At 72.2% G+C, this 21341-nt stretch carries 20 protein-coding genes; 2 read left to right on the top strand and 18 right to left on the bottom strand.

Going from position 1 to position 21341, the window contains the following annotated elements:
* The first annotated feature begins 306 nt into the window (after positions 1–306).
* On the top strand, positions 307–675 hold the full coding sequence (locus AB0912_RS29815; protein ID WP_366705237.1) for a hypothetical protein: 369 nt from the start codon (positions 307–309) through the stop codon (positions 673–675).
* 101 nt (positions 676–776) lie between these two features.
* Here AB0912_RS29815 and der read toward each other — a convergent pair whose 3' ends face one another.
* The 6 genes from der to AB0912_RS29785 form a co-directional block, all read right to left on the bottom strand.
* Positions 777–2255 (bottom strand): ribosome biogenesis GTPase Der, encoded by a 1479-nt coding sequence (gene der / locus AB0912_RS29810; protein ID WP_366705235.1) that lies wholly within the window; start codon positions 2253–2255, stop codon positions 777–779.
* 77 nt (positions 2256–2332) lie between these two features.
* A complete protein-coding gene (locus AB0912_RS29805) occupies positions 2333–3046 on the bottom strand; it encodes a lysophospholipid acyltransferase family protein (RefSeq protein ID WP_366705233.1) in 714 nt (237 codons plus the stop codon).
* A complete protein-coding gene (cmk, locus tag AB0912_RS29800; protein ID WP_366705231.1) occupies positions 3004–3699 on the bottom strand; it encodes a (d)CMP kinase in 696 nt (231 codons plus the stop codon). Before cmk ends, AB0912_RS29805 begins: the two co-directional genes overlap by 43 nt.
* Before the next feature lie 364 nt (positions 3700–4063).
* On the bottom strand, positions 4064–5149 hold the full coding sequence (locus tag AB0912_RS29795; protein ID WP_366705229.1) for a prephenate dehydrogenase: 1086 nt from the start codon (positions 5147–5149) through the stop codon (positions 4064–4066).
* On the bottom strand, positions 5146–5508 hold the full coding sequence (aroH, locus tag AB0912_RS29790) for a chorismate mutase (RefSeq protein ID WP_366705227.1): 363 nt from the start codon (positions 5506–5508) through the stop codon (positions 5146–5148). Before aroH ends, AB0912_RS29795 begins: the two co-directional genes overlap by 4 nt.
* A 169-nt stretch (positions 5509–5677) precedes the next feature.
* Complete coding sequence (locus AB0912_RS29785; RefSeq protein ID WP_366705225.1) at positions 5678–6133, bottom strand: YidB family protein; 456 nt, start codon at positions 6131–6133, stop codon at positions 5678–5680.
* 337 nt (positions 6134–6470) lie between these two features.
* Between AB0912_RS29785 and AB0912_RS29780 the strand changes: the two genes are divergently transcribed.
* Positions 6471–7220, top strand: a complete 750-nt coding sequence (locus AB0912_RS29780) for a nucleotidyltransferase domain-containing protein (RefSeq protein ID WP_366705223.1) — start codon at positions 6471–6473, stop codon at positions 7218–7220.
* On the opposite strand, the gene AB0912_RS29775 is transcribed toward AB0912_RS29780, so the two are convergent.
* The 12 genes from AB0912_RS29775 to AB0912_RS29720 form a co-directional block, all read right to left on the bottom strand.
* Positions 7217–8002 (bottom strand): nucleotidyltransferase domain-containing protein, encoded by a 786-nt coding sequence (locus tag AB0912_RS29775; protein WP_366705221.1) that lies wholly within the window; start codon positions 8000–8002, stop codon positions 7217–7219. The two genes, AB0912_RS29780 and AB0912_RS29775, sit on opposite strands and share 4 nt — an antisense overlap.
* 3 nt (positions 8003–8005) lie before the next feature.
* On the bottom strand, positions 8006–9028 hold the full coding sequence (locus AB0912_RS29770) for an ADP-ribosylglycohydrolase family protein (RefSeq protein WP_366705219.1): 1023 nt from the start codon (positions 9026–9028) through the stop codon (positions 8006–8008).
* Complete coding sequence (locus AB0912_RS29765; protein ID WP_366705217.1) at positions 9028–9783, bottom strand: NUDIX domain-containing protein; 756 nt, start codon at positions 9781–9783, stop codon at positions 9028–9030. Before AB0912_RS29765 ends, AB0912_RS29770 begins: the two co-directional genes overlap by 1 nt.
* A gap of 288 nt (positions 9784–10071) precedes the next feature.
* The gene (locus AB0912_RS29760) at positions 10072–11226 is read right to left on the bottom strand and encodes a pseudouridine synthase (protein WP_366705215.1); all 1155 of its coding nucleotides are present in this window, start codon (positions 11224–11226) and stop codon (positions 10072–10074) included.
* A complete protein-coding gene (gene scpB, locus AB0912_RS29755; protein ID WP_366705213.1) occupies positions 11226–11882 on the bottom strand; it encodes an SMC-Scp complex subunit ScpB in 657 nt (218 codons plus the stop codon). Before scpB ends, AB0912_RS29760 begins: the two co-directional genes overlap by 1 nt.
* Positions 11879–13177: a segregation/condensation protein A gene (locus AB0912_RS29750; protein ID WP_366705211.1), complete on the bottom strand. Its 1299-nt coding sequence runs from the start codon at positions 13175–13177 to the stop codon at positions 11879–11881. Before AB0912_RS29750 ends, scpB begins: the two co-directional genes overlap by 4 nt.
* A gap of 18 nt (positions 13178–13195) precedes the next feature.
* Entirely contained in the window at positions 13196–13783 is a 588-nt protein-coding gene (locus tag AB0912_RS29745; protein WP_366705209.1) for a hypothetical protein, read from the bottom strand.
* Positions 13768–14904, bottom strand: coding sequence for a ParA family protein (locus AB0912_RS29740; protein ID WP_366705207.1), 1137 nt, complete (start codon positions 14902–14904; stop codon positions 13768–13770). Before AB0912_RS29740 ends, AB0912_RS29745 begins: the two co-directional genes overlap by 16 nt.
* Positions 14905–15327: 423 nt before the next feature.
* Positions 15328–16452: an alanine dehydrogenase gene (ald, locus tag AB0912_RS29735; RefSeq protein WP_366705205.1), complete on the bottom strand. Its 1125-nt coding sequence runs from the start codon at positions 16450–16452 to the stop codon at positions 15328–15330.
* A gap of 161 nt (positions 16453–16613) precedes the next feature.
* Positions 16614–18695, bottom strand: a complete 2082-nt coding sequence (locus tag AB0912_RS29730; protein WP_366705203.1) for a tetratricopeptide repeat protein — start codon at positions 18693–18695, stop codon at positions 16614–16616.
* 208 nt (positions 18696–18903) lie between these two features.
* Complete coding sequence (locus AB0912_RS29725; RefSeq protein ID WP_366705201.1) at positions 18904–19530, bottom strand: NUDIX hydrolase; 627 nt, start codon at positions 19528–19530, stop codon at positions 18904–18906.
* Positions 19531–19642: 112 nt separating this feature from the next.
* Complete coding sequence (locus AB0912_RS29720; protein ID WP_366705199.1) at positions 19643–21310, bottom strand: CTP synthase; 1668 nt, start codon at positions 21308–21310, stop codon at positions 19643–19645.
* Positions 21311–21341 lie beyond the last annotated feature (31 nt).

Raw genomic sequence — 21341 nt, 5'->3', positions numbered from 1 at the left:
TGCGGCCCGGCGCCACGGGCGCGCGGCCCCGCGCCACTGGCGTGCGGCCCGGCGCCACGGGCGCGCGGCCCCGCGCCACTGGCGTGCGGCCCCGCGCCACGCGGGCGAGTGGTCGTCCGGTGGGTAGGGCGCGCCCCCGTGTGCGCCGCCCGCTCCCGGTGACCTGCGAAATCGCCGCCCGGCCCGCATCCGTTGGGCGGCGGGGTCGTTGGCACGTACGTGCACACCTACGACGTCCCCAGCCGCCGGCCGTTCCAGCCGGTGCCCCCGACCGGCTCACCGCTCCCGCTCCGTTCCGGCGGAGAGGTGCCGGCGTCCCGAGCGGCCCGGCACGCCTCGGGCGGCCCCTCCGCCACGCCGATCTACGACGCGCTCTACGCCGAGTGGGTCCGGTCGTTCAGGACGCTGCCGGGCGACCGGCACGGCGAGGAGGAGCTGGGCTTCGCGGCGTTCGGGACCCTCGCGCGCGGTTCGAACTCGTACAGCACGTCGAGTTCGTACAACTCCCCCAGCTCGTACAGCTCCTACAGCGCGGGCGCGCAGACCGCGCGGCAGATCGCGGCGCAGAACGGGCAGGGCGCGACCGCGGTCTGGCAGGCGGGCGGCCGTCAGCAGGGCACCGGGATGCAGCACGTCCCGGCGGCGCTTCCCCCGGCCCCGCGCCGGGGCCTGTGAGAAACGGTTCCGCGGGCGGGCTGATACGGATGAGGGGCGGCTCCTGACCGGAGCCGCCCCTCATCCGCGTTGCCGCGAGGGCTACCTCTTCGTGTTGAGGGCTACTTCTTCTTGTTGGCGCCGCGCTTCTCGCGCACCCGCACCGAGATATGGATCGGCGTGCCCTCGAAGCCGAACTCCTCACGCAGCCGGCGCTCGATGAAGCGGCGGTAGCCGTGCTCGATGAAGCCGGAGGCGAAGAGCACGAAGCGCGGCGGCTTGGTGCCCGCCTGCGTGCCGAACAGGATGCGCGGCTGCTTGCCGCCGCGGATCGGGTGCGGGTGGGCGGCGACCAGCTCACCGAGGAAGGCGTTCAGCCTGCCCGTCGGGACCCGGGTCTCCCAGCCGGCCAGGGCCGTCTCGATCGCCGGGACGAGCTTCTCCATGTGCCGGCCGGTGCGGGCCGAGACGTTCACCCGGGGGGCCCAGGCCACCTGGCCCAGCTCGGTCTCGATCTCCCGCTCCAGGTAGTAGCGGCGCTCCTCGTCCAGGGTGTCCCACTTGTTGAAGGCGAGGACGATCGCACGGCCCGCGTCGACGGCCATGGTGACGATCCGCTGGTCCTGCACCGAGATGGTCTCGGACGCGTCGATCAGGATGACCGCGACCTCGGCCTTCTCGACGGCGGCGGCGGTGCGCAGCGAGGCGTAGTAGTCGGCGCCCTGCTGAAGGTGGACGCGCTTGCGGATGCCCGCCGTGTCCACGAACTTCCAGGTGACGCCGCCGAGTTCGATCAGTTCGTCGACCGGGTCGCGGGTGGTGCCGGCGATCTCGTTGACGACGACGCGGTCCTCGTTCGCCACCTTGTTCAGCAGGGAGGACTTGCCGACGTTCGGGCGGCCGATGAGGGCGATGCGGCGGGGGCCGCCCACCGCGGTGCCGAAGGTCTGCGCGGGAGCCTCGGGCAGGGCTTCGAGGACGGCGTCGAGCATGTCGCCGGTGCCGCGGCCGTGCAGCGCGGAGACCGGGTGCGGCTCGCCGAGACCGAGCGCCCACAGGTACGAGGCGTCGGACTCGCCGCTCATGCCGTCGACCTTGTTGGCGCACAGGACGACGGGCTTGCCGGCCTTGCGGAGCAGCCGGACGACGGCCTCGTCGGTGTCCGTGGCGCCGACCTTGGCGTCCACGACGAAGACGACCGCGTCGGCGGCCTCGATCGCGTACTCGGCCTGGGCGGCCACGGACGCGTCGATGCCGAGGACGTCCTGCTCCCAGCCGCCGGTGTCGACCAGCTTGAAGCGGCGGCCCGCCCACTCGGCCTCGTAGGTGACGCGGTCGCGGGTGACGCCGGGCTTGTCCTCGACGACGGCCTCGCGGCGGCCGATGATGCGGTTCACCAGGGTCGACTTGCCGACGTTCGGGCGGCCGACGACGGCGAGGACGGGCAGCGGGCCGTGGCCGGCCGCTTCGAGGGCGCCCTCGACGTCCTCTACGTCGAAGCCCTCTTCCGCGGCGAGCTCCATGAACTCCGCGTACTCGGCATCGCCAAGCGCCCCGTGCTCGTGCTCGGCCGAGCCGTCGGGCTGGATGTGGTCGTTCATGAAGTCCGTACCTCGTCGTTCATCGTGGTGATCGGTGGAGCGACGGCAAAACGGCCGATCCACTACTCAAGTGTCGCCTAACGCCCGTCGGGGCGCCCGGCGTTTTCCGGGCGTCCGGTCAGACGCCTGGCGTGGTCAAGGTGGGCGCTGAGCTGCTTCTGGATGCGGCCGGTGGCCTCGTCCAGGGCGCTGCGGGTGCGCCGCCCGCTGCCGTCGCCCGCTTCGAAGGGGTCGCCGAAGACGACGTCGACCCGGCTGCGCAGCGGGGGCAGCCCCTTGGTCAACCGGCTGTTGCGCTCGGAACTTCCCAGCACCGCCACGGGGACGATCGGGGCCCCGCTGCGGACCGCGAAGTAGGCGAGGCCGGCCCGGAGCGAGGCGAAGTCGCCGTCCCCCCGGGTGCCCTCGGGGAAGATCCCGAGGACGCCGCCGGCCGCCAGCACGCCGAGGGCGTCGGTGATGGCCGTGCGGTCGGTGGTGTGGCGGTCCACCTTGAGCTGGCCGATGCCGAGCAGGAAGGGGTCGAGCGGGCCGACGAAGGCTTCCTTCTTGATCAGGAAGTGGGTGGGCCGGGGGGCCACGCCCATGACCATCGGTCCGTCGATGTTGTGCGAGTGGTTCACGGCCAGGATCGCCGGGCCGGTCGCGGGGACCTTCCAGGCGCCGAGGACGCGGGGCTTCCACAGCCCGTACATCAGGCCGACGCCGATGCGGCGCCCGACCTCGGCGCCTCTCGCGGAGGGTGCGGTCACTTGGCGGCCCGCTTCTCCTCGACGAGGGTGACGACGCACTCGATGACCTGCTGGAGCGTGAGGTCGGAGGTGTCCACCTCGACCGCGTCGTCCGCCTTGGCGAGCGGGGACGTCTTACGGGTGGAGTCGGCGGCGTCGCGCTTGATCAGGGCCTCGCGGGTCGCGGCGACGTCGGCGCCTTTCAGCTCGCCGCTGCGGCGGGCGGCGCGCGCCTCCGGGGAGGCGGTGAGGAAGATCTTGAGGTCGGCGTCGGGCAGCACGGTGGTGCCGATGTCGCGGCCCTCTACGACGATGCCGTCCGGCGCGGAGGCGGCGAGGCTGCGCTGCAGCTCGGTGATCCGGGCGCGCACCTCGGGCACGGCGCTGACCGCGCTGACCTTGGAGGTGACCTCCTGGGTGCGGATCGGGCCCGCGACGTCGGTGCCGTCGACCGTGATGGTCGGGTCGGACGGGTCGGTCCCGGAGATGATCTCCGGCTTGCCGGCCGCGGCGGCGATCGCGGAGGGGTCCGTGATGTCGATGCCGTTGCTGACCATCCACCACGTGATCGCGCGGTACTGGGCCCCGGTGTCCAGGTAGCTCAGCCCGAGCTTCGCGGCGACGGCCTTCGAGGTGCTCGACTTGCCCGTGCCCGAGGGGCCGTCGATGGCCACGATGACGGTCGGGGCGGTCCGGGCGGCGCCGTTTTCCACGGTGGGAACACCTTCCTGGTGCGGGGTGGAGGTCAGTGCGGGGCACGATCGCGCCCCGCACAAGGTTACTGGCTCCGCGGACCCCGTATTACTGGCCCTTCCCCGCCGGCGTTACCGGCCCTTCCCCGCCCGCGTTACCGGGGTCCTCCCCGCCGGACGCGAGCGGGCCGTCCCCGGCCGGACCACGGAACCGTGCGGGCCGCACCACGGAACCCTCCGGGTCCGGACCACGGAACCGTGCGGGGCCGGATCGCGGGACCGTCCGGGGGCGAATCCCGGGACCGTCCGGGACCGGGTCACGGGACCGTCCGGGACCGGGTCACGGGACCCGTCCGACGGCGGTGGCCGGAGCGGACGGGCGGGGCTACTGCCGCAGGGCCCAGCCCCGGTCCCTCAGGGCGGCACTGAGCACGGGGACCGCCTTCGGCTCGACCATGAGCTGCACCAGGCCCGCCTGCTGCCCGGTGGCGTGCTCGATGCGTACGTCCTCGATGTTGACCCCGGCCTGTCCGGCGTCGGCGAAGATGCGGGCGAGCTGACCCGGCTGGTCGTCGATGAGGACCGCGACGACCTCGTAGACGCGCGGCGCGGAGCCGTGCTTGCCGGGGACGCGGACCTGGCCGGCGTTGCCGCGGCGCAGGACGTCCTCGATGCCGGTGGCGCCGTCGCGGCGCTTGGCCTCGTCGGAGGACTGGAGGGCGCGCAGGGCCCGTACGGTTTCGTCGAGGTCGGCGGAGACGTCCGTGAGGAGGTCCGCGACGGGTCCCGGGTTGGCGGAGAGGATGTCGATCCACATCCGGGGGTCGGAGGCGGCGATGCGGGTCACGTCGCGGATGCCCTGCCCGCAGAGCCGTACGGCGGCCTCCTCGGCGTGCTCCAGGCGGGCGGCGACCATGCTGGACACCAGGTGCGGCATGTGGGAGACGAGGGCGACGGCGCGGTCGTGGGCGTCCGCGTCCATCACGACGGGCACGGCACGGCAGTGCGACACCAGTTCCAGGGCGAGGTTCAGGACCTCGGTGTCGGTGTCGCGGGTGGGGGTGAGCACCCAGGGGCGCCCCTCGAAGAGGTCGCCGGTCGCGGCCAGCGGACCGGACTTCTCCCGGCCCGACATGGGGTGCGAGCCGATGTACGAGGAGAGGTCGAGGCCCAGCGCCTCCAGCTCGCGGCGAGGTCCGCCCTTGACGCTGGCGACGTCCAGGTATCCGCGGGCCAGGCCCCGGCGCATGGCGTCGGCGATGGTGGCGGCGACGTGCGCGGGGGGCGCGGCGACGATGGCGAGGTCGACGGGCCCGGCGGGCGGCTCGTCGGTGCCCGCGCCGAGGGCGGCGGCCGTACGAGCCTGCTCGGGGTCGTGGTCGGTGAGGTGGACGACGACACCGCGGGCGGCGAGCGCGAGGGCGGCCGAGGTGCCGATCAGGCCGGTGCCGATGACGAGCGCGGTCCTCACTGGGCGATGTCCTTGCGCAGGGCGCCCGCGGCACCGAGGTAGACGTGCACGATCTCGGCGCGCGGCCGGTCCGACTCGATGTGGGCGAGGAGCCGGACCACGCGGGGCATGGCGCCCTCGATGTCCAGTTCCTGGGCGCAGATCAGCGGGACGTCGACGATGCCGAGCTTGCGCGCGGCGGCCGCCGGGAAGTCGCAGTGCAGGTCGGGAGTGGCCGTGAACCAGATGCTGATGAGGTCGTCCGTGGTGAGCGCGTTCCGCTCCAGGACGGCGGTGAGCAGTTCACTGACCTGCTCGTCCATGTGGCCGGCCTCGTCCCGTTCCAGTTGGACGGCGCCCCGGACCGCTCGTACCGCCACGGTGATGCTCCTCGCTGTCTGCGCTGGTCTGCGTGTCTCGTGCGTGACCAGCGTAGTCAGCGCCCGCGGCGGCGGTGCGCGGCGCCCGCCTGACGAGACGGGTCAGGAGCCCGCCGCCCCGGGGCGGCGGGACGGCGGGGCGGACCGGGGGGGCTGCTGCGGGGCCGGGTCAGAGGGACTGCTGCTTGATGAGGTCCTCCAGCGAGGTGTCGGAGGGGACCTGGCCGCTCGGGGTGAGCTTGTCGACGGCCCGCGGGAGCGCCTGGGCGAGCTGGTCGGCGGCGTGCTCGGGGCTGACGCCGGTCTGCTCGGCGATCTTCTGAAGAGTGTCGTCGGGAAGCGCCTCGGCGACCTGCTGACCGCTGACGGCCTTGTTCTCGCCGGTGCCGACCCAGGACTGCGCCTGGTCGGCCAGGCCGGACTTGGTGAGCAGGTCCATCAGGCCGCCCAGCGGGTTGCCGCCGCCGGAGCCCGAGGCGCCGCCGAGGGCACCGAGCAGGGCGCCGAGAATGTTGCCCGCCCCACCGGCACCCGTACCCCCACCCCCACCGCCACCGCCCGAGCCGGGCTGGTTCCCTCCGCCGAGGAGGCTGCCGAGCAGACTGCCGAGATCGTTACCCGCCATGGTCCCGCCTTTCGTGAGCGCGGCCGGCGGGGAGATGGCCGCCGGCCTCGGACTCTGCCAATGTCACCGCGATCACCCTGTTCCGCCACTTCTGACGAGACCGCACAGGTCCGCCTCCGCACCCCGGCCGCCCGAGCCCCGGCCGACGCGCCGAAGGACCCCGCGACAACCGCTGAAGAACCCCGCCGACAAGCCGACAAGCCGACGTACTGAAAAGCCAAGCCGGTACACGGGCTCCACCCGCCAAGCCGGTGCGCGTGCTCCAGCCAAGCCGGTACGTAAGCTCCGCCAGTTAAATGGAACCCGGCCGCCCGGCGCCGGCCCGTACGCTCCGGACATGGCTTCCGAACCACCCGCCCCGCGCCCCTCCACGCCCTCTCCCGTGGACCCGCTCTCCCTGGTGCGCGACCACACGGTCTACTCCTGTGTCATGGGCTCGCGCGCCTTCAGGCTGGCCACGGACGGCAGCGACACCGACCGGCGGGGCGTCTTCCTCGCGCCGACCCCGCTGTTCTGGCGCTTCGAGAAGCCCCCGACGCATGTCGAGGGCCCGGCACAGGAGCAGTTCGGCTGGGAGCTGGAGCGGTTCTGCGCGCTCGCGCTGCGCGCCAACCCGAACATCCTGGAGTGCCTGCACTCCCCCCTCGTCGAGTACGCGGACGCGGTGGGGCGTGAACTCCGCGCGCTCAGGGGCGCGTTCCTGTCCCGGCTGGCGCACGAGACGTTCGCCCGCTACGCCGTCGGCCAGCGCCGGAAGCTGGAGGCCGACGTCCGCAGGTACGGCGCCCCGCGCTGGAAGCACGCCATGCACCTGCTGCGGCTCCTGACGAGTTCACGCGATCTGCTGCGCACCGGCATCCTCACGGTCGACGTCGGCGCGCAGCGCGAGCCGCTCCTCGCCGTGAAGCGGGGCGAGGTCTCCTGGAGCGAGGTCGAGCGGTGGATGGCGCGGCTGGCGGCGGAGGCCGAGGAGGCCCGGGCCGGCAGCCCGCTCCCGTCCGAACCCGACCACGCGCGCGTGGAGGACTTCCTGATCCGGGTGCGCCGGGAGTCGGCGCTCCGGGAGTGCGCCGGGGCGGGCGCCTAGGCCACGACCGACGCGGACGCGCTCCGGTCCGCGGCGAGGCGGACCCTGACGACGTAGTCGTGCAGGGCGTCCCGCGCTGAGGGCGCGTCCGGCAGGGTTGAGGCCGCCTGGGCCTCGTCGAGGACGGTGTGCAGCCGCTCCACGTCCTCCGCCACGCGCGCGTGGGGGACGTCGGCGGCGCCGTGCTCGCGCTCGGCCTTCTCGGCGATCAGGTCCGGCAGATAGCCGGGCGAGTCGATCTGTCCGACGAGGGTGGGCAGATCGGCCTGGACCTCGCCGCTGCGCATGAGGTGGATGCCGGTGAGCAGCACACGGAACGTGTAGAGCAGCGGCTTGAGTTCACCGGTCCGCTCGAAGAGCCGCCACTGCGTCGAGGCGAACCCCCGGTAGTGGTGGGCGTGATGGCGGGTGAGGACGCCCGGGGCGAGCGCGACCAGCTCCCGGTGTTCGTCGCCGGTGCGCACCACGAGCGGCGAGAGCAGCTGTTCCAGCACATAGCCGTTGCGGCGCAGCATCAGCCGTACGAACTTGCGCAGGTCGTGGGTGACCAGATCCATTTCGACGCCCTCGCGCACCCACATGCGGGACCGGGTCTCCGCCGGCTCGCGCAGGCCCACCAGGTCGGCTGTGGGCAGCAGATGGACACCGCGCAGGTCGACGTCGGAGTCCCGCGAGGGGAAGCCGTACAGGTGCGCCCCGGAGACGGTGGCGAAGAGCACGGGGTCGGGTTCTTCGGCCACCACGCTCGCGAGGTCGGTGCCGAGGTCCAGGGCGTCTGTCATCCCTCAAGCGTCCCAGAGGGCCCCCAGGGACATGAGGTCGCCCTGGTACTCGATCCGGTCGGCCCACTCCCGGGGCCAGGCGTCCGAGCCGTGGTAGGCGCCGGCGAACGCCCCGGTCAGGCAGGCGATCGAGTCGGAGTCACCGGAGGTGCAGGCGGCCCGGCGCAGCGCGGTGACGGGTTCGTCGACGAAGAGCAGGAAGCACAGCAGCCCGGTGGCGAGTGCCTCCTCGGCGACCCAGCCGCCGCCGGTGGCCATGCAGGGGTCGGACTCGGGCGAGACACTGCGCACCGCGTGCCGGAGGTTGTCCAGGACGTCGAGGCACTCGTCCCAGCCGCGCGCGATGTACTGCTCGGGTGTGGCGTCCTCGCTGTAGGTCCACAGGTCGCCGAGCCAGCGCGAGTGGTAGCGGTGCCGGTTCTCGTACGCGTACGAGCGCAGCCGGCCGATCAGTCCCATCGGCTCGGTGCCCTGGGCGAGCAGCCACACGGCGTGGGCGGTGAGGTCGGAGGCGGCGAGCGCGGTGGGGTGGCCGTGGGTGAGCGCGGCCTGGAGCTGGGCGGCGCCGGCGCGCTGTTCGTCGCTGAGCCCGCGGACGAGCCCGACGGGGGCGACGCGCATGTTGGCGCCGCAGCCCTTGGAGCCGATCTGGCTGGCCTCCTGCCAGCGGCGCTTCTCGTTCTTCAGGAGGTTGCAGGCGGTGAGGCAGGTGCGGCCGGGCGCGCGGTTGTTCTGCGGCGACTGGTACCAGTCCACGAACTCCGCGCGGACCGGCCGTTCCATCCGCGGCGGGCCGAGGAGTCCGCGGTCCATGGCGGTGCGCAGCCCCCGGGCCAGGGCCAGGGTCATCTGGGTGTCGTCGGTGACGATGGCGGGGCGGGGCAGCGCCATCTGCCGCCAGGGTCCGCACTTGTCGAGGATGGCGGGCACGGAGTTGAACTCGGTGGGGAAACCGAGCGCGTCACCGAGGGCGAGGCCTATCAGGGAGCCGGTGGCGGCGCGTTTCGCGAGGGTCGTGGTGGTCATCAGGGCCGTCCTTCCGAGGTGGGGCGCAGCAGGGGTGGATGCAGGGCTTTCGCGCCGCCCGCGCGGTAGAGGGCGGCGGGCTTGCCGCGTCCGCCGGTCAGGCGCGCGGCACCGGGGACCTGTTCGACGAAGCCCGGCGTCGCGAGGACCTTGCGGCGGAAGTTGGGCCGGTCGAGAGCGGTGCCCCACACGGTCTCGTAGACCTGCTGAAGCTCTCCGAGGGTGAACTCGGGCGGGCAGAAGGAGGTGGCGAGACAGGAGTACTCCAGCTTGGCGCCCACCCGTTCGTGGGCGTCGGCGAGGATGCGGTCGTGGTCGAAGGCGAGCGGGGCGAGGGCGTTGAAGCGCAGCCACTGGGCCTGTGCCGCGTCTCCGCCGCCGCGCGGTTCGGGGGCGTCGGCGATGAGCGCGGCGAACGCGACGGAGACGATCCGCATACGGGGGTCGCGGTCGGGTTCGCTGTAGGTGCGCAGCTGTTCCAGGTGGAGCCCGGAGATGTCCGACAGGCCGGTCTCCTCGGCGAGTTCGCGGCGGGCCGCGGCCTCGGCGGACTCGTGGGGCAGCACGAAGCCGCCGGGCAGGGCCCAGTGGCCGGCGTAGGGCTCCTGGCCGCGTTCGACGAGCAGCACCTGGAGCGCGCCCCCGCGCACCGTCAGGACCGCCAGGTCGACGGTGACGGCGAACGGCTCGAAGGCGTACTTGTCGTATCCCTCGGGCGTCGTGCCGCCCGGCGCGCGGCCTTCCTCTGTCGCCACACCCCACCCCTTCGATGTTTTATGGTCAGCCCGACTATGGTCAGTACGACCATAAAGGAGCCGGGAAAGCCCAACAAGGCTTCCGCCATGGCGGGTTGAGGATTGTCCGGGCCGCCGCGGGAGAGCTGTCGGCGCCTGGGGCGAGGGCGGCGCAAGGGGTACGACGTCGGGCGGCGGGAGGGGTACGCGGCCGGCCGACGGGAGGGGTACGCGGCCGGAGCGGCGGAAAATGGAGCGGCCGGTCCCGGAGAGGTTCCGGAACCGGCCGTCGCGCGCGAGAAGCGGTGTCTAGAGGCCGACCTCGGCCATCAGCATGCCGACCTCGGTGTTGGACAGGCGGCGCAGCCAGCCCGACTTCTGGTCGCCCAGGGTGATCGGGCCGAAGGCGACGCGCACCAGCTTGTCGACCGGGAAGCCGGCCTCGGCGAGCATGCGGCGCACGATGTGCTTGCGGCCCTCGTGCAGGGTCACCTCGACCAGGTAGTTCTTGCCGGTCTGCTCCACGACCCGGAAGTGGTCCGCCTTGGCGTAGCCGTCCTCCAGCTGGATGCCGTCCTTGAGCCGCTTGCCCAGGTCGCGCGGGATCGGGCCGACGATGTGCGCGAGGTAGACCTTCTTCACGCCGTACTTCGGGTGGGTCAGCCGGTGCGCCAGCTCACCGTGGTTGGTGAGCAGGATGACGCCCTCGGTCTCGGTGTCGAGCCGGCCGACGTGGAAGAGCCGCGTCTCGCGGTTCGTCACATAGTCGCCGAGGCACTGACGGCCCTCGTTGTCCTCCATGGTGGAGACGACACCGGCGGGCTTGTTCAGCGAGAAGAACTGGTACGACTGCGTCGCCACCGTCAGCCCGTCGACCTTGATCTCGTCCTTCTCCGGGTCGACGCGCAGACCCTGCTCCAGGACGATCTCGCCGTTGACCTCGACCCTGGCCTGGTCGACCAGTTCCTCGCAGGCCCGCCGCGAACCGTAGCCCGCGCGCGCGAGCACCTTCTGCAGGCGCTCGCCCTCCTCCTCGGCGCCCGGGAAGGTCTTGGGCAGCTTGATGTCGGGCTTGCCCGCGTACCGGTCGCGGTTGCGCTCCTCGGCCCGCGTCTCGTACTCGCGCGAGCGCGCGTTCTCCGTACGGCCGCCGCGCTGCTGGCCCTGCCGGGGACCGCCCTTGGCGCCGCCGCGCGCCGAGGCGCCGCGGCCGGACTTCGGGCCCTCCTGCGAGGCGCCGGGGCCTACGTCGTAGCGGCGCTCCTCGGGGCGCGGCTTGCTGGGGCGCTTCGGCCTGTCGTCGGCGCGCCCCCTGTCGTCGCGCCCTCCCGCGCTTCTCGGCTGGGAGCCACCGGCTCCGCGCGGCTTGCCGCCACCGCCGGTCCCCCGCGGGTTGTTCCCGCCGGTTCCCCGCGGATTGCCGCGCCCGCTGTTCCTGCCGCTGCCACTGCCACTGCTTCGCATCAAAGTTCCGTCGTCGTCGTGTCGTCTGCGTCTGTGTCCGGGGCGTCCGGATCGAACGACGGGACCCCTTCCAGCGTCTCGGCCTCGATCGCGTCCGCCTCGGGGAGGAAGGGCGCGAGCTCCGGGAGCTCGTCCAGACCGCGCAGGCCCATTCGCTCCAGGAAGTAGTTCGTCGTCCTGTACAGGATCGCACCTGTTTCGGGTTCCGCGCCCGCCTCCTCGACCAGACCCCTCTGGAGGAGGGTGCGCATCACGCCGTCACAGTTGACTCCGCGGACCGCCGAGACCCTGCTGCGGCTGACCGGCTGGCGGTACGCGACGACGGCGAGCGTCTCCAGGGCCGCCTGGGTGAGCCGGGCCTGCTGGCCGTCCAGGACGAAGCGCTCGACGGCCGCCGCGTACTCGGGCCGGGTGTAGAAACGCCAGCCGCCCGCGATCAGCCGCAGCTCGAAGCCGCGGCCCTGGACGGTGTAGTCGTCGGCGAGCGCGCGCAGGGCGTCAGCGATCTGCCGCTTGGGCCGCTCCAGGATCTTCGCGAGGTGCTCCTCGGTCGCGGGTTCGTCCACGACCATCAGGACGGCCTCCAGGGCGGGCCTGAGGTCGAGGTCGGCGACGGTGCGCGGTCCCGCCGGGGTCTCCATGGTGTCCTCGCTCACGCCGTCTCCTCCTGCTTCCCCTTGCCGTTCCCTTTCCCGTCCTCCGCCGTCTCCGGGGGCCGGTCGAACTCGTCCGTCACCCTCGGCTGGTCCTCGCCATCGCCGCCCGTCCAGCGCACCATGAGGTCCCCGAGGGCTTCCTCCTGGTCCAGCGCGACGGCCTTCTCCCGGTACAGCTCCAGCAGGGCCAGGAAGCGGGCGACCACGGTGAGGGTGTCGTCGGTGTCGTCCACGAGCGCCCGGAAGCTGGCCTCGCCGAGTTCCCTGAGCCGCGCCACGACGATCCCCGCCTGCTCCTGCACGCTGACCAGCGGCGCGTGGATGTGGTCGACGTAGACCTGCGGTTTGGGCTTCGGCTGCATCGCCTTCACGGCGAGCCTGGCGAACCCCTCGGGGCCGATGCTGATGACCACCTCGGGCAGCAGCTCGGCGTGGTGCGCCTCCAGGCCGACGGTACGGGGGTAGCGGCGGGCCTCCTCGTCGAGGCGGGCGTTGAAGATGTCGGCGATCTGTTTGTACGCGCGGTACTGGAGCAGCCGCGCGAAGAGCAGGTCGCGCGCCTCCAGGAGGGCGAGGTCGGCTTCGTCCTCGACCTCGGCGGTCGGCAGCAGGCGGGCGGCCTTCAGGTCGAGCAGGGTCGCGGCGACGACGAGGAACTCGGTCGTCTGGTCGAGGTCCCAGTCCGGGCCCATCGCCCGGATGTGCGCCATGAACTCGTCGGTGACCTTCGACAGCGCGACCTCGGTGACGTCGAGCTTGTGCCTGGAGATGAGCTGGAGCAGCAGGTCGAAGGGCCCCTCGAAGTTCGAGAGCCGCACTTTGAAGACGCCGTCGTCGGCCGTGTCGTCGGCCGCGGTGCCGTCGGGTACCCCGGGAGCACTGGCTCCGGGCGCCCCGGCCGCCACCCCGGCTTCCGTCCCGGCGGCGGGGGCGAGGGCCACCGACTCGACGGCCGCCGCGCCACCCGGAGCGGTCAGGGCGGCCTCTGCCGGCGCCTGGAGGGCCCCGGAGCGTCCGACCGGGCTCGCGGACCCCTCAACCGTCTCCGAGCCCTCTGGGAGCACCTCAGGCGCTCCCAGGGCCACCTCGCGGAGCGAAGCCTCGGTTCCGCCGGGCGCGGAAGCCTCAAGTCGGCCGACCGGGGAGGGGTGAGACCCGCCGGCCGGCGCAGGCTCAGAGCCGCCGGCCGGCGAAGGCTCGGGCCCGTCCGGCGGTGTGACCGTGCCCGGACCGCGGCCCAGCGCACGCCGACGGCCGCCGGATGCGGCGGGCGAGGGCGGATCGTTCGAGGTCATAGCCGTCGCAGGCTACCGCTACCGCCCGCGCAGCCGTCGTACGAGGATGCTCGCGTCCCCCCGGGATTCCAGGTCGGCGAGGACCACGGCGACCGCCTCGCGGACGATCCGCCCGCGGTCGACGGCGAGCCCGTGCTCACCGCGGAGCACCAGCCGGGCGTGTTCGAGGTCCATGAGTTCCTCGGCGGACACGTACACCGTGATCTTCTCGTCGTGCCGTTCCCGGCCGCTGGGCCGCCGGTTGGCCGGCACGCGCCCGCGCTTGCGGGACGACTGCCCCGCGGCGGGGGCGGGTGCGGCAGAACCTTCCTGCGGCTGCGGGCGCCGGCCCGCGCGGTCCGGGGCCGCGCCCCGGCTGCGGGACTCCCCCGCGTCGGACGACTCGGCGTCGGCGGCGACGTGTTCGTCACCCTCGCCGTCACCGCCCTGGACGGGCACCGAATGCGGCGCGTCCTCCCCGGCGGCGGCCGCGTCGCTCTCACCGGCCGGAGCCGGCACCCGGGCCTCGCCGTTGGTCCGGCGTGAGGGAGTGGACGACTGGAGCGCCATTCCCCCGGTGGTACGGAACAGTTCGTCGGCCCCCGGCAGACTCACTCGGCGTGACACCGGGCGAGCACCTCCCTGGCGAGCTGGCGATAGGCGGCGGCACCGACGGAGTTGGAGGCGTACGTGGTGATCGGCTCACCGGCGACGGTGGTCTCCGGGAAGCGGACGGTCCGGCCGATCACGGTGTGGTAGACGTGATCGTCGAAGGCCTCCACGACACGCGCGAGCACCTCACGGCTGTGCACCGTGCGGGAGTCGTACATCGTGGCGAGGATGCCGTCGAGTTCCAGCTCGGGGTTGAGCCGCTCCTGGACCTTCTCGATCGTCTCGGTGAGCAGCGCGACACCGCGCAGCGCGAAGAACTCGCACTCCAGCGGCACGATCACCTTGTGGGCGGCCGTCAGCGCGTTCACGGTGAGCAGACCGAGCGAGGGCTGGCAGTCGATCACGATGTAGTCGTAGTCGGCCATCAGCGGCTTCAGCGCCCGCTGGAGCGTGGACTCGCGCGCGACCTCGCTCACCAACTGCACCTCGGCGGCGGACAGGTCGATGTTGCTGGGCAGCAGGTCCATGTTCGGGACCGCCGTCTTCAGGAGCACCTCGTCGGCCGCCATGCCCCGCTCCATGAGCAGGTTGTAGACGGTGAGGTCCAGCTCCATCGGGTTGACGCCGAGGCCCACGGACAGCGCGCCCTGCGGGTCGAAGTCGACGAGCAGCACGCGGCGCCCGTACTCGGCGAGGGCCGCGCCCAGGTTGATGGTCGACGTGGTCTTGCCCACGCCGCCCTTCTGGTTGCACATCGCGATGATCGTCGCGGGGCCGTGGCTGGTCAGCGGACCCGGGATCGGGAAGTAGGGCAGGGGGCGCCCCGTCGGGCCGATGCGCTCACGGCGCTGACGGGCCGCGTCGGGCGCGAGCGTGGCCGCGTACTCCGGATCGGGCTCGTACTCGGCGTCGGGGTCGTAGAAGTGCCCCTCGGGCAGTTCGTCGTAGTCGGCGAAGTGGGTGTGGTTCTCGCCACTTCCGTTGCCGGCCATGGCGTTCACGTGATGGCCATCCATGCTCTGGTGTGCTGGCTGGGTCAGCCCTGTTCTGGTGGGACTCTGGTGGGCTGCGAAGGTGCGGACAGCGACGGAGCCGACAGCCTTGAGCCCCGTGGGGCTCTGGCCCCGCGCCGGCATTCCTGGTTGACCACCCCCGGGAGTAAATGTCGACTCATTCACAAGTCGTCTTACCTCCTTGGTGACCAGGAAACTTCTAGATAGGTCAGCGTGGCACCATGCCGACGGTTGGCGACTCTATGGCGTGTCACCGCTCCGCAGCAACACAATCCGCCGGACCCGACCCGATGTGTCGGCAACCGAACACCCCTCTGTCAAGGGCGTAAGGCCGTCGCACAGCAGGTTTCACCGGTGTGCGAATCGGTTGAAGAGTTGCGTACGCGGCGAGTTGAACGAGTGTCGCAAAGTGACCCGACACACACCCGGCCGGACCTTGTCGGGCAAGGTCCGGCCGGGTGCGCGGTGTTGACGACCTGTGTTGACGTATCGCCTTTTGTCGCCCCGGAGTCGACCGGGAAAGTCGACTCACGGAGCCGTGGGACCTCAGCTGAGCAGGCTCTCCAGCGCGACGTGCTCCAGGCCGTGGGCCTCGGCGACCTCGCGGTAAACGACCTTGCCGTCATGGGTGTTGAGACCCTTGGCCAGCGCGTTGTCGCGGCGCAGGGCCTCGACCCAGCCGCGGTTGGCCAGCTCGACGATGTACGGGAGCGTCGCGTTGGTCAGCGCGTAGGTGGAGGTGTTGGGCACCGCGCCGGGCATGTTGGCGACGCAGTAGAAGACCGAGTTGTGGACCGGGAAGGTCGGCTCGGCGTGCGTGGTGGGACGCGAGTCCTCGAAGCAGCCGCCCTGGTCGATCGCGATGTCGACAAGGACACTTCCCGGCTTCATCCGGGAGACCAGCTCGTTGGTGACCAGCTTCGGGGCCTTGGCGCCGGGGATGAGCACGGCGCCGATCACGAGGTCGGCCTCCAGGCAGGCCTTCTCCAGCTCGAAGGCGTTGGAGACGACGGTCTGGATCCTGGTGCCGAAGATCTTGTCGGCTTCCTTGAGCTTGTTGATGTCGCGGTCGAGCAGGGTCACCTGGAAGCCCATGCCGATGGCGATCTGCGCGGCGTTCCAGCCGGAGACCCCACCACCGATGACGACGGCCTTGGCGGGGAGCACGCCCGGGACACCGCCGGGCAGCACGCCCCGGCCGCCGTTGGCGCGCATGAGCTGGTAGGCGCCGACCTGCGGGGCCAGCCGGCCCGCGACCTCGGACATCGGCGCGAGCAGCGGCAGCGCGCGGCTCGGCAGCTCGACGGTCTCGTAGGCGATGGCCGTGGTGCCCGACTCCAGGAGGGCGTCGGTGCACTCCTTGGAGGCGGCGAGGTGCAGGTAGGTGAAGAGCGTCTGGTCCTTGCGGAGGCGGTGGTACTCCTCCGCGATGGGCTCCTTGACCTTGAGCAGGAGGTCGGCGATGGCCCAGACCTCGTCGGCGGTGCCGAGTATCCGCGCACCGGCCGAGACGTACTCCTCGTCCGTGATCGAGGAGCCGACGCCGGCGTTCTGCTCGACGAAGACCTGGTGGCCGTGGCGCACCAGCTCGTGCACGCCGGCGGGGGTGATGGCCACCCGGAACTCGTTGTTCTTGACCTCGCGGGGGATGCCGACCTTCACGTCGATCACGGTCCTTGGCTCAGAGGGTTCGGGGCTATGCACGCCGAGGCGATGCAAGCCAGGCGATGCATGTCATACCCGGCATACGGGAGCACACCGGGAGACACCACGGAAGAACGCGGCGGAGCCAGTCTAATGAAGGGATTCTTTCTGTCTAGCCTTTCAATGCATCAATCTTCAGACGATGCACTACGGATTTCGCAGGCGTTAGCGTCCTGTTCCAGATCGAATGCGCTCTCCGGCAGCTCATCTCCCAGCATGCGCTCGGCGGCGGCGCGGTGCAGCCGGGCGGCGGCCGGGTCGCCGAGCCGGTCCAGGGTGTCGGCCAGCCGGAGCTGGAGCGCGGCCTGCAGCCGCACGTCGTCCGCGCGGCGCGCCCACTCGACGGCCTCCTGGCAGGTGCGCAGCGATTCCTCGGGCCGTCCGGCGTACTCCTGGACCCGCGCCAGCTCGCTCAACGCGCGTGCCTGGGCCGCGACATCGCCGTTCTTGCGGTGTCCGGCGACGGCGGCCCGCCAGTTGACCAGCGCCTCGCCGTAGCGGCCCGCGTAGGTGTGGGCGGTGGCGATGCGTCCGTAGAGCCGGGCGGCGTCCTCCCGCTCGCCGCGGGCGAGCCGCTGGGCGAGGGCCCGGCCGTACCAGTCGGCGGCCCGGTCGTAGTCGCCCAGCTCCTGGTGCGCGCCGCCTACGGATTCCATCGCGCGGCCGGTCGCGTACGGGTCGTTCGCGGCGCGTCCGGCGTCCAGCGCGGCCCGGTAGCGGGCGAGCGCCTCGGTCGTGCGGCCGGTCTGCGCGTCCAGGTCGGCGAGGTTCAGCAGGGCCGCGGCCTTCTCGCGGGGCAGGTTCCGGCGCTCGGCGACGTCCAGGACGAGCCGGTGGATGCCGTACAGCTCGGGTGCGGCGGCCTGGGTACCGAAGTGGGCGACCATCGCCCGCACCAGGGCGGCCATCAGACGGCGCGCGAGGGTGTCCAGCTCGCCGTCGGCGACCGCGAGCCGCGCGGAGGCGAGCAGCGCGGGCGTGCGGACCCGCAGCCATTCCTCGGCCGCCCGGGGGGTCGGGAAGCGCAGGGCGCGCGGCATCCCGGCCGGCTTCTCCTGGGCGGGAGTGCTGTCGGGTTCGGTGATGGCGCGGCAGGACACCAGCAGCCGTACGGTCCGCTCCAGCATCCGGGCGCGGGCGAGCTGCACCTCGGCGGGGCGGTCGTGGGTCTCGGTCAGGCCCTTCAGGAGCGGCTGGAGGCAGCCGGGGACCTCGTACTGCGGCAGCGGGGACTCGGCCGCGCGGAGCAGCCCGAGGGCGACGAAGTCGTCCAGGGTGGTGCGGGCCGCCTGGACCGAGCAGCCGGCCAGCGCGGAGGCGGTGTGCGGGTCCACGAGGCCCGCGGGGGCCAGCGAGAGCAGTCGCAGTATCCGCGCGGCGGTGCTCGGCAGCGAGGTGTACGCGACCCGGAAGACGCGGGCCAGGGCGGTGCCGTCCTCGCCCTCGGAGCGCAGGTGCTTGGCGAGGTCGGCGACGGCGGATGCCGGGCGGGCGGCGAGCCAGCCGCCGGCCATGACCAGTGCGGCGGGCTGCCCGGCGCAGAGTTCGACCAGTCCCTCCGCCGCGAGCGGGTCGACCGTGATGCGCACGGAGCCGGTGAAGTGGCCGAGGAGTTCGAGGGCGGACTTGGTGTCCAGGCCGCCGAGGGTGCAGGGGCGGACGTCCGCGATCCCGGTCAGCGGCCCCTCGGAGACGGCGACGACCAGGCAGTCCGGGGAGTCGGGCAGCACGGCGTCGACCTGTTCGGCGTCGGCCGCGTCGTCCAGGACGAGGACCGCCCGGCGGACGGCGAGGGCCTCGCGCAGCCGTTCGCCGAGGTCGTCGGCGCCCGCTCCGGGGGGTGTGGGCAGGCCGAGGGCGGTGAGCAGCTCGCGCGCGGTCGTCTCAGTGGGCACCGGGGTGCCGTCGGGTTCGGTGAGCCGGGCTCGCAGTATGCCGTCGGGGTAACTCTCGGCGACCCGCGCGGCGAGTTCGGCGGCGAGCGCGGTCCGGCCCGAGCCCGGCTTCCCGGCGATGAGGAGCACCCGGGCGCGGGGGGCCTTGCGGCCGGAGAGGGTGTCCAGTCCGGCGCGTTCGATGTCGGCCCGGAGTTCCTTCAACTCTCTGGTACGGCCCAGGAACTGACTGGCCGTGGGCGCGGACCCGGCAGCCGGGCGCCGCCCCTCGGCCGACACCTTCGTGCCGCCGTCGTCCACTGCCTGATCCGCCACGGGCCACGCTCCCGTTCCACTGCGCACGCCAGCCCGCCGGGACTCCGGTTCGGGCGTTTCCAGAGCCTAGTTCACGCTCTGCGACGAACCGGGAGGAGCGCGGCGGGGACATCCCCCGATCGGATCAGGCGATCGTAGGACCGGACCCCTCAAACGGGTGGGGTCCGGCGGGAACGCCCCGTCCGGGAGACGGCGCGAGGTAGGGGCGTCAGTCCTCGAAGGGCCGGGCGGGCCACGGCGCCCCGGCGGGGCGCAGCGCGTCCAGACCCTCGCCCTGGCGGGCGGCGACCAGTGAGAGCGCGCCCACGACCAGGCAGTTGTTGTGCAGCTCACCGGCGAGGACCCCGCGCACGAGGTCGTCCAGCGGGACGCGGGCCAGTTCCATGTCGGCCTCCTCGTCCTCGACCTCGAAGCGGTCGCCCTCGGCCTCGGAGAGGTCGCGGGCCAGGAAGATACGTACGGCCTCGTCGCAGCCGCCGGGCGTGGTGTACACGTCGGTCAGCACCCGCCAGTCCTCCGCCTTGACGTGCGCCTCCTCGTACAGCTCGCGCTGCGCGGCGTGCAGCGGGTTCTCACCGGGGATGTCGAGCAGGCCCGCCGGGATCTCCCAGAGCTTGTGGCGCACGGGGTGGCGGTACTGGCGCAGCACCAGCACCCGGTCCTCGCCGTCCAGGGCGAGCACGGCCACGGAGCCGGGGTGGACCTGGTAGTCGCGGCGGACCACGGACCCGTCGGGCATGACCACGTCGTCGGTGCGTACCGAGGTCTTGTTGCCCTTGAAGGGGGTCTCGGTCGCCCGGACCTCCCACTCCTCGGGGGTGTCCTTGATCGTCATGGCCTGTCCTCCCACACGTGCCCAAAGAAGCCGGTCCGTCGACGGAGCCGGGGTGCGCGACCTGCGGACTTCCCCGCGGACAGCGCACCCCGGCCACCGTACAACTCTTGTGCTACCTGCCCGTCTTGCGCTCCACCGCGGCCTTGACCAGCCCGGCGAAGAGCGGGTGCGGCCGGGTCGGGCGGGAGCGCAGCTCGGGGTGCGCCTGGGTCGCCACCAGGTAGGGGTGGACGTCGCGCGGGTACTCGACGTACTCCACGAGCTTGCCGTCCGGGGAGGTGCCGGAGAACTGCAGACCGGCCTTCTTCTCCAGCTCGGCGCGGTAGGCGTTGTTCACCTCGTAGCGGTGGCGGTGGCGCTCCTCGACGTACTCCTTGCCGTCGTACACCTCGCGCACGATCGAGCCCTCGGCGAGCTTGGCCGGGTACATGCCGAGCCGCATGGTGCCGCCCATGTCGCCCTCGCCCGCCACGATGTCGAGCTGCTCGGCCATGGTGGAGATGACCGGGTGGCCCGTGCCGGAATCGAACTCGGTGGAGTTGGCGTCCGGGATGTCGGCCAGGTTCCGGGCGGCCTCGATCACGATGCACTGGAGGCCGAGGCAGAGGCCGAGCAGCGGGATCCTGTTCTCGCGGGCGTACTGGATGGCGCCGACCTTGCCGGAGACACCGCGGTCGCCGAAGCCGCCGGGGATGCAGATCGCGTCGACGTCACCGAGCTGCTTGGCGGCGCCGGCCGGGGTCTTGCAGTCGTCGGAGGTGACCCACTTGATCTTGACGCGGGCCTTGTTCGCGAAGCCGCCGGCGCGCAGCGCCTCGGTGACCGAGAGGTAGGCGTCGGGCAGGTCGATGTACTTGCCGACGAGCGCCATGGTGATCTCGTGGACGGGGTTGTGGACGCGGTCGAGCAGGTCGTCCCAGGTCGTCCAGTCCACGTCGCGGAACGGCAGGTCCAGCTTACGGACCACGTAGGCGTCCAGTCCCTCGGTGTGCAGCACCTTCGGGATGTCGTAGATCGACTTGGCGTCGATCGCCGCGACCACGGCGGCCTCGTCGACGTCGCACATCAGCGAGATCTTGCGCTTGATCGCGGTGGGCACCTCGCGGTCGGCGCGCAGCACGATCGCGTCCGGCTGGATACCGATGTTGCGCAGCGCCGCCACCGAGTGCTGGGTGGGCTTGGTCTTCAGCTCGCCGGAGGGGCCGATGTAGGGCAGCAGCGAGATGTGCACGACGAACACGTTGTCGCGGCCGACCTCGTGGCGGACCTGGCGGACCGTCTCCAGGAAGGGCAGCGACTCGATGTCGCCGACCGTGCCGCCGACCTCGGTGATGACGACGTCGACGTCGTCGGTGGCCATGCGGCGGATGCGGTGCTTGATCTCGTTGGTGATGTGCGGGATGACCTGCACGGTGTCGCCCAGGTACTCGCCGCGCCGCTCCTTGGCGATGACGGTGGAGTACACCTGGCCGGTGGTGACGTTGGCCGAGCCGTCGAGGTCGACGTCGAGGAAACGCTCGTAGTGACCGATGTCCAGGTCCGTCTCGGCGCCGTCGTTCGTGACGAACACCTCACCGTGCTGGAACGGGTTCATGGTGCCCGGGTCGACGTTCAGGTACGGGTCGAGCTTCTGCATCGTGACCCGCAGACCCCGCGCCTTGAGCAGCGCGCCCAGGCTGGAGGCCGTCAGTCCCTTGCCGAGGGAGGAGGCGACACCCCCGGTGACGAAGATGTGCTTGGTCGTCGTGGCAGTGCTGTTTCGGAAAGCAGCGGGCGGCATGGCCAAGAGGGGGCTCCCGTGGTCGCGGTCT

This window comes from Streptomyces sp. NPDC007084, assembly GCF_040703595.1.
Taxonomy (GTDB): Bacteria; Actinomycetota; Actinomycetes; order Streptomycetales; family Streptomycetaceae; genus Streptomyces.
The sequence above is the reverse complement of the archived record's forward strand: the minus strand, read 5'-3'. Positions and strand labels throughout refer to the sequence as shown.

Coding starts and splice junctions, on each gene's coding strand:
- AB0912_RS29760 (WP_366705215.1), bottom strand. CDS start 11,226: ATGCGAAGCAGTGGCAGTGGCAGCGGCAGGAACAGCGGGCGCGGCAAT.
- der (WP_366705235.1), bottom strand. CDS start 2,255: ATGAACGACCACATCCAGCCCGACGGCTCGGCCGAGCACGAGCACGGG.
- AB0912_RS29750 (WP_366705211.1), bottom strand. CDS start 13,177: ATGACCTCGAACGATCCGCCCTCGCCCGCCGCATCCGGCGGCCGTCGG.
- AB0912_RS29775 (WP_366705221.1), bottom strand. CDS start 8,002: ATGACAGACGCCCTGGACCTCGGCACCGACCTCGCGAGCGTGGTGGCC.
- AB0912_RS29740 (WP_366705207.1), bottom strand. CDS start 14,904: ATGCCGGCGCGGGGCCAGAGCCCCACGGGGCTCAAGGCTGTCGGCTCC.
- AB0912_RS29770 (WP_366705219.1), bottom strand. CDS start 9,028: ATGACCACCACGACCCTCGCGAAACGCGCCGCCACCGGCTCCCTGATA.
- AB0912_RS29720 (WP_366705199.1), bottom strand. CDS start 21,310: ATGCCGCCCGCTGCTTTCCGAAACAGCACTGCCACGACGACCAAGCAC.
- AB0912_RS29780 (WP_366705223.1), top strand. CDS start 6,471: ATGGCTTCCGAACCACCCGCCCCGCGCCCCTCCACGCCCTCTCCCGTG.
- AB0912_RS29785 (WP_366705225.1), bottom strand. CDS start 6,133: ATGGCGGGTAACGATCTCGGCAGTCTGCTCGGCAGCCTCCTCGGCGGA.
- AB0912_RS29725 (WP_366705201.1), bottom strand. CDS start 19,530: ATGACGATCAAGGACACCCCCGAGGAGTGGGAGGTCCGGGCGACCGAG.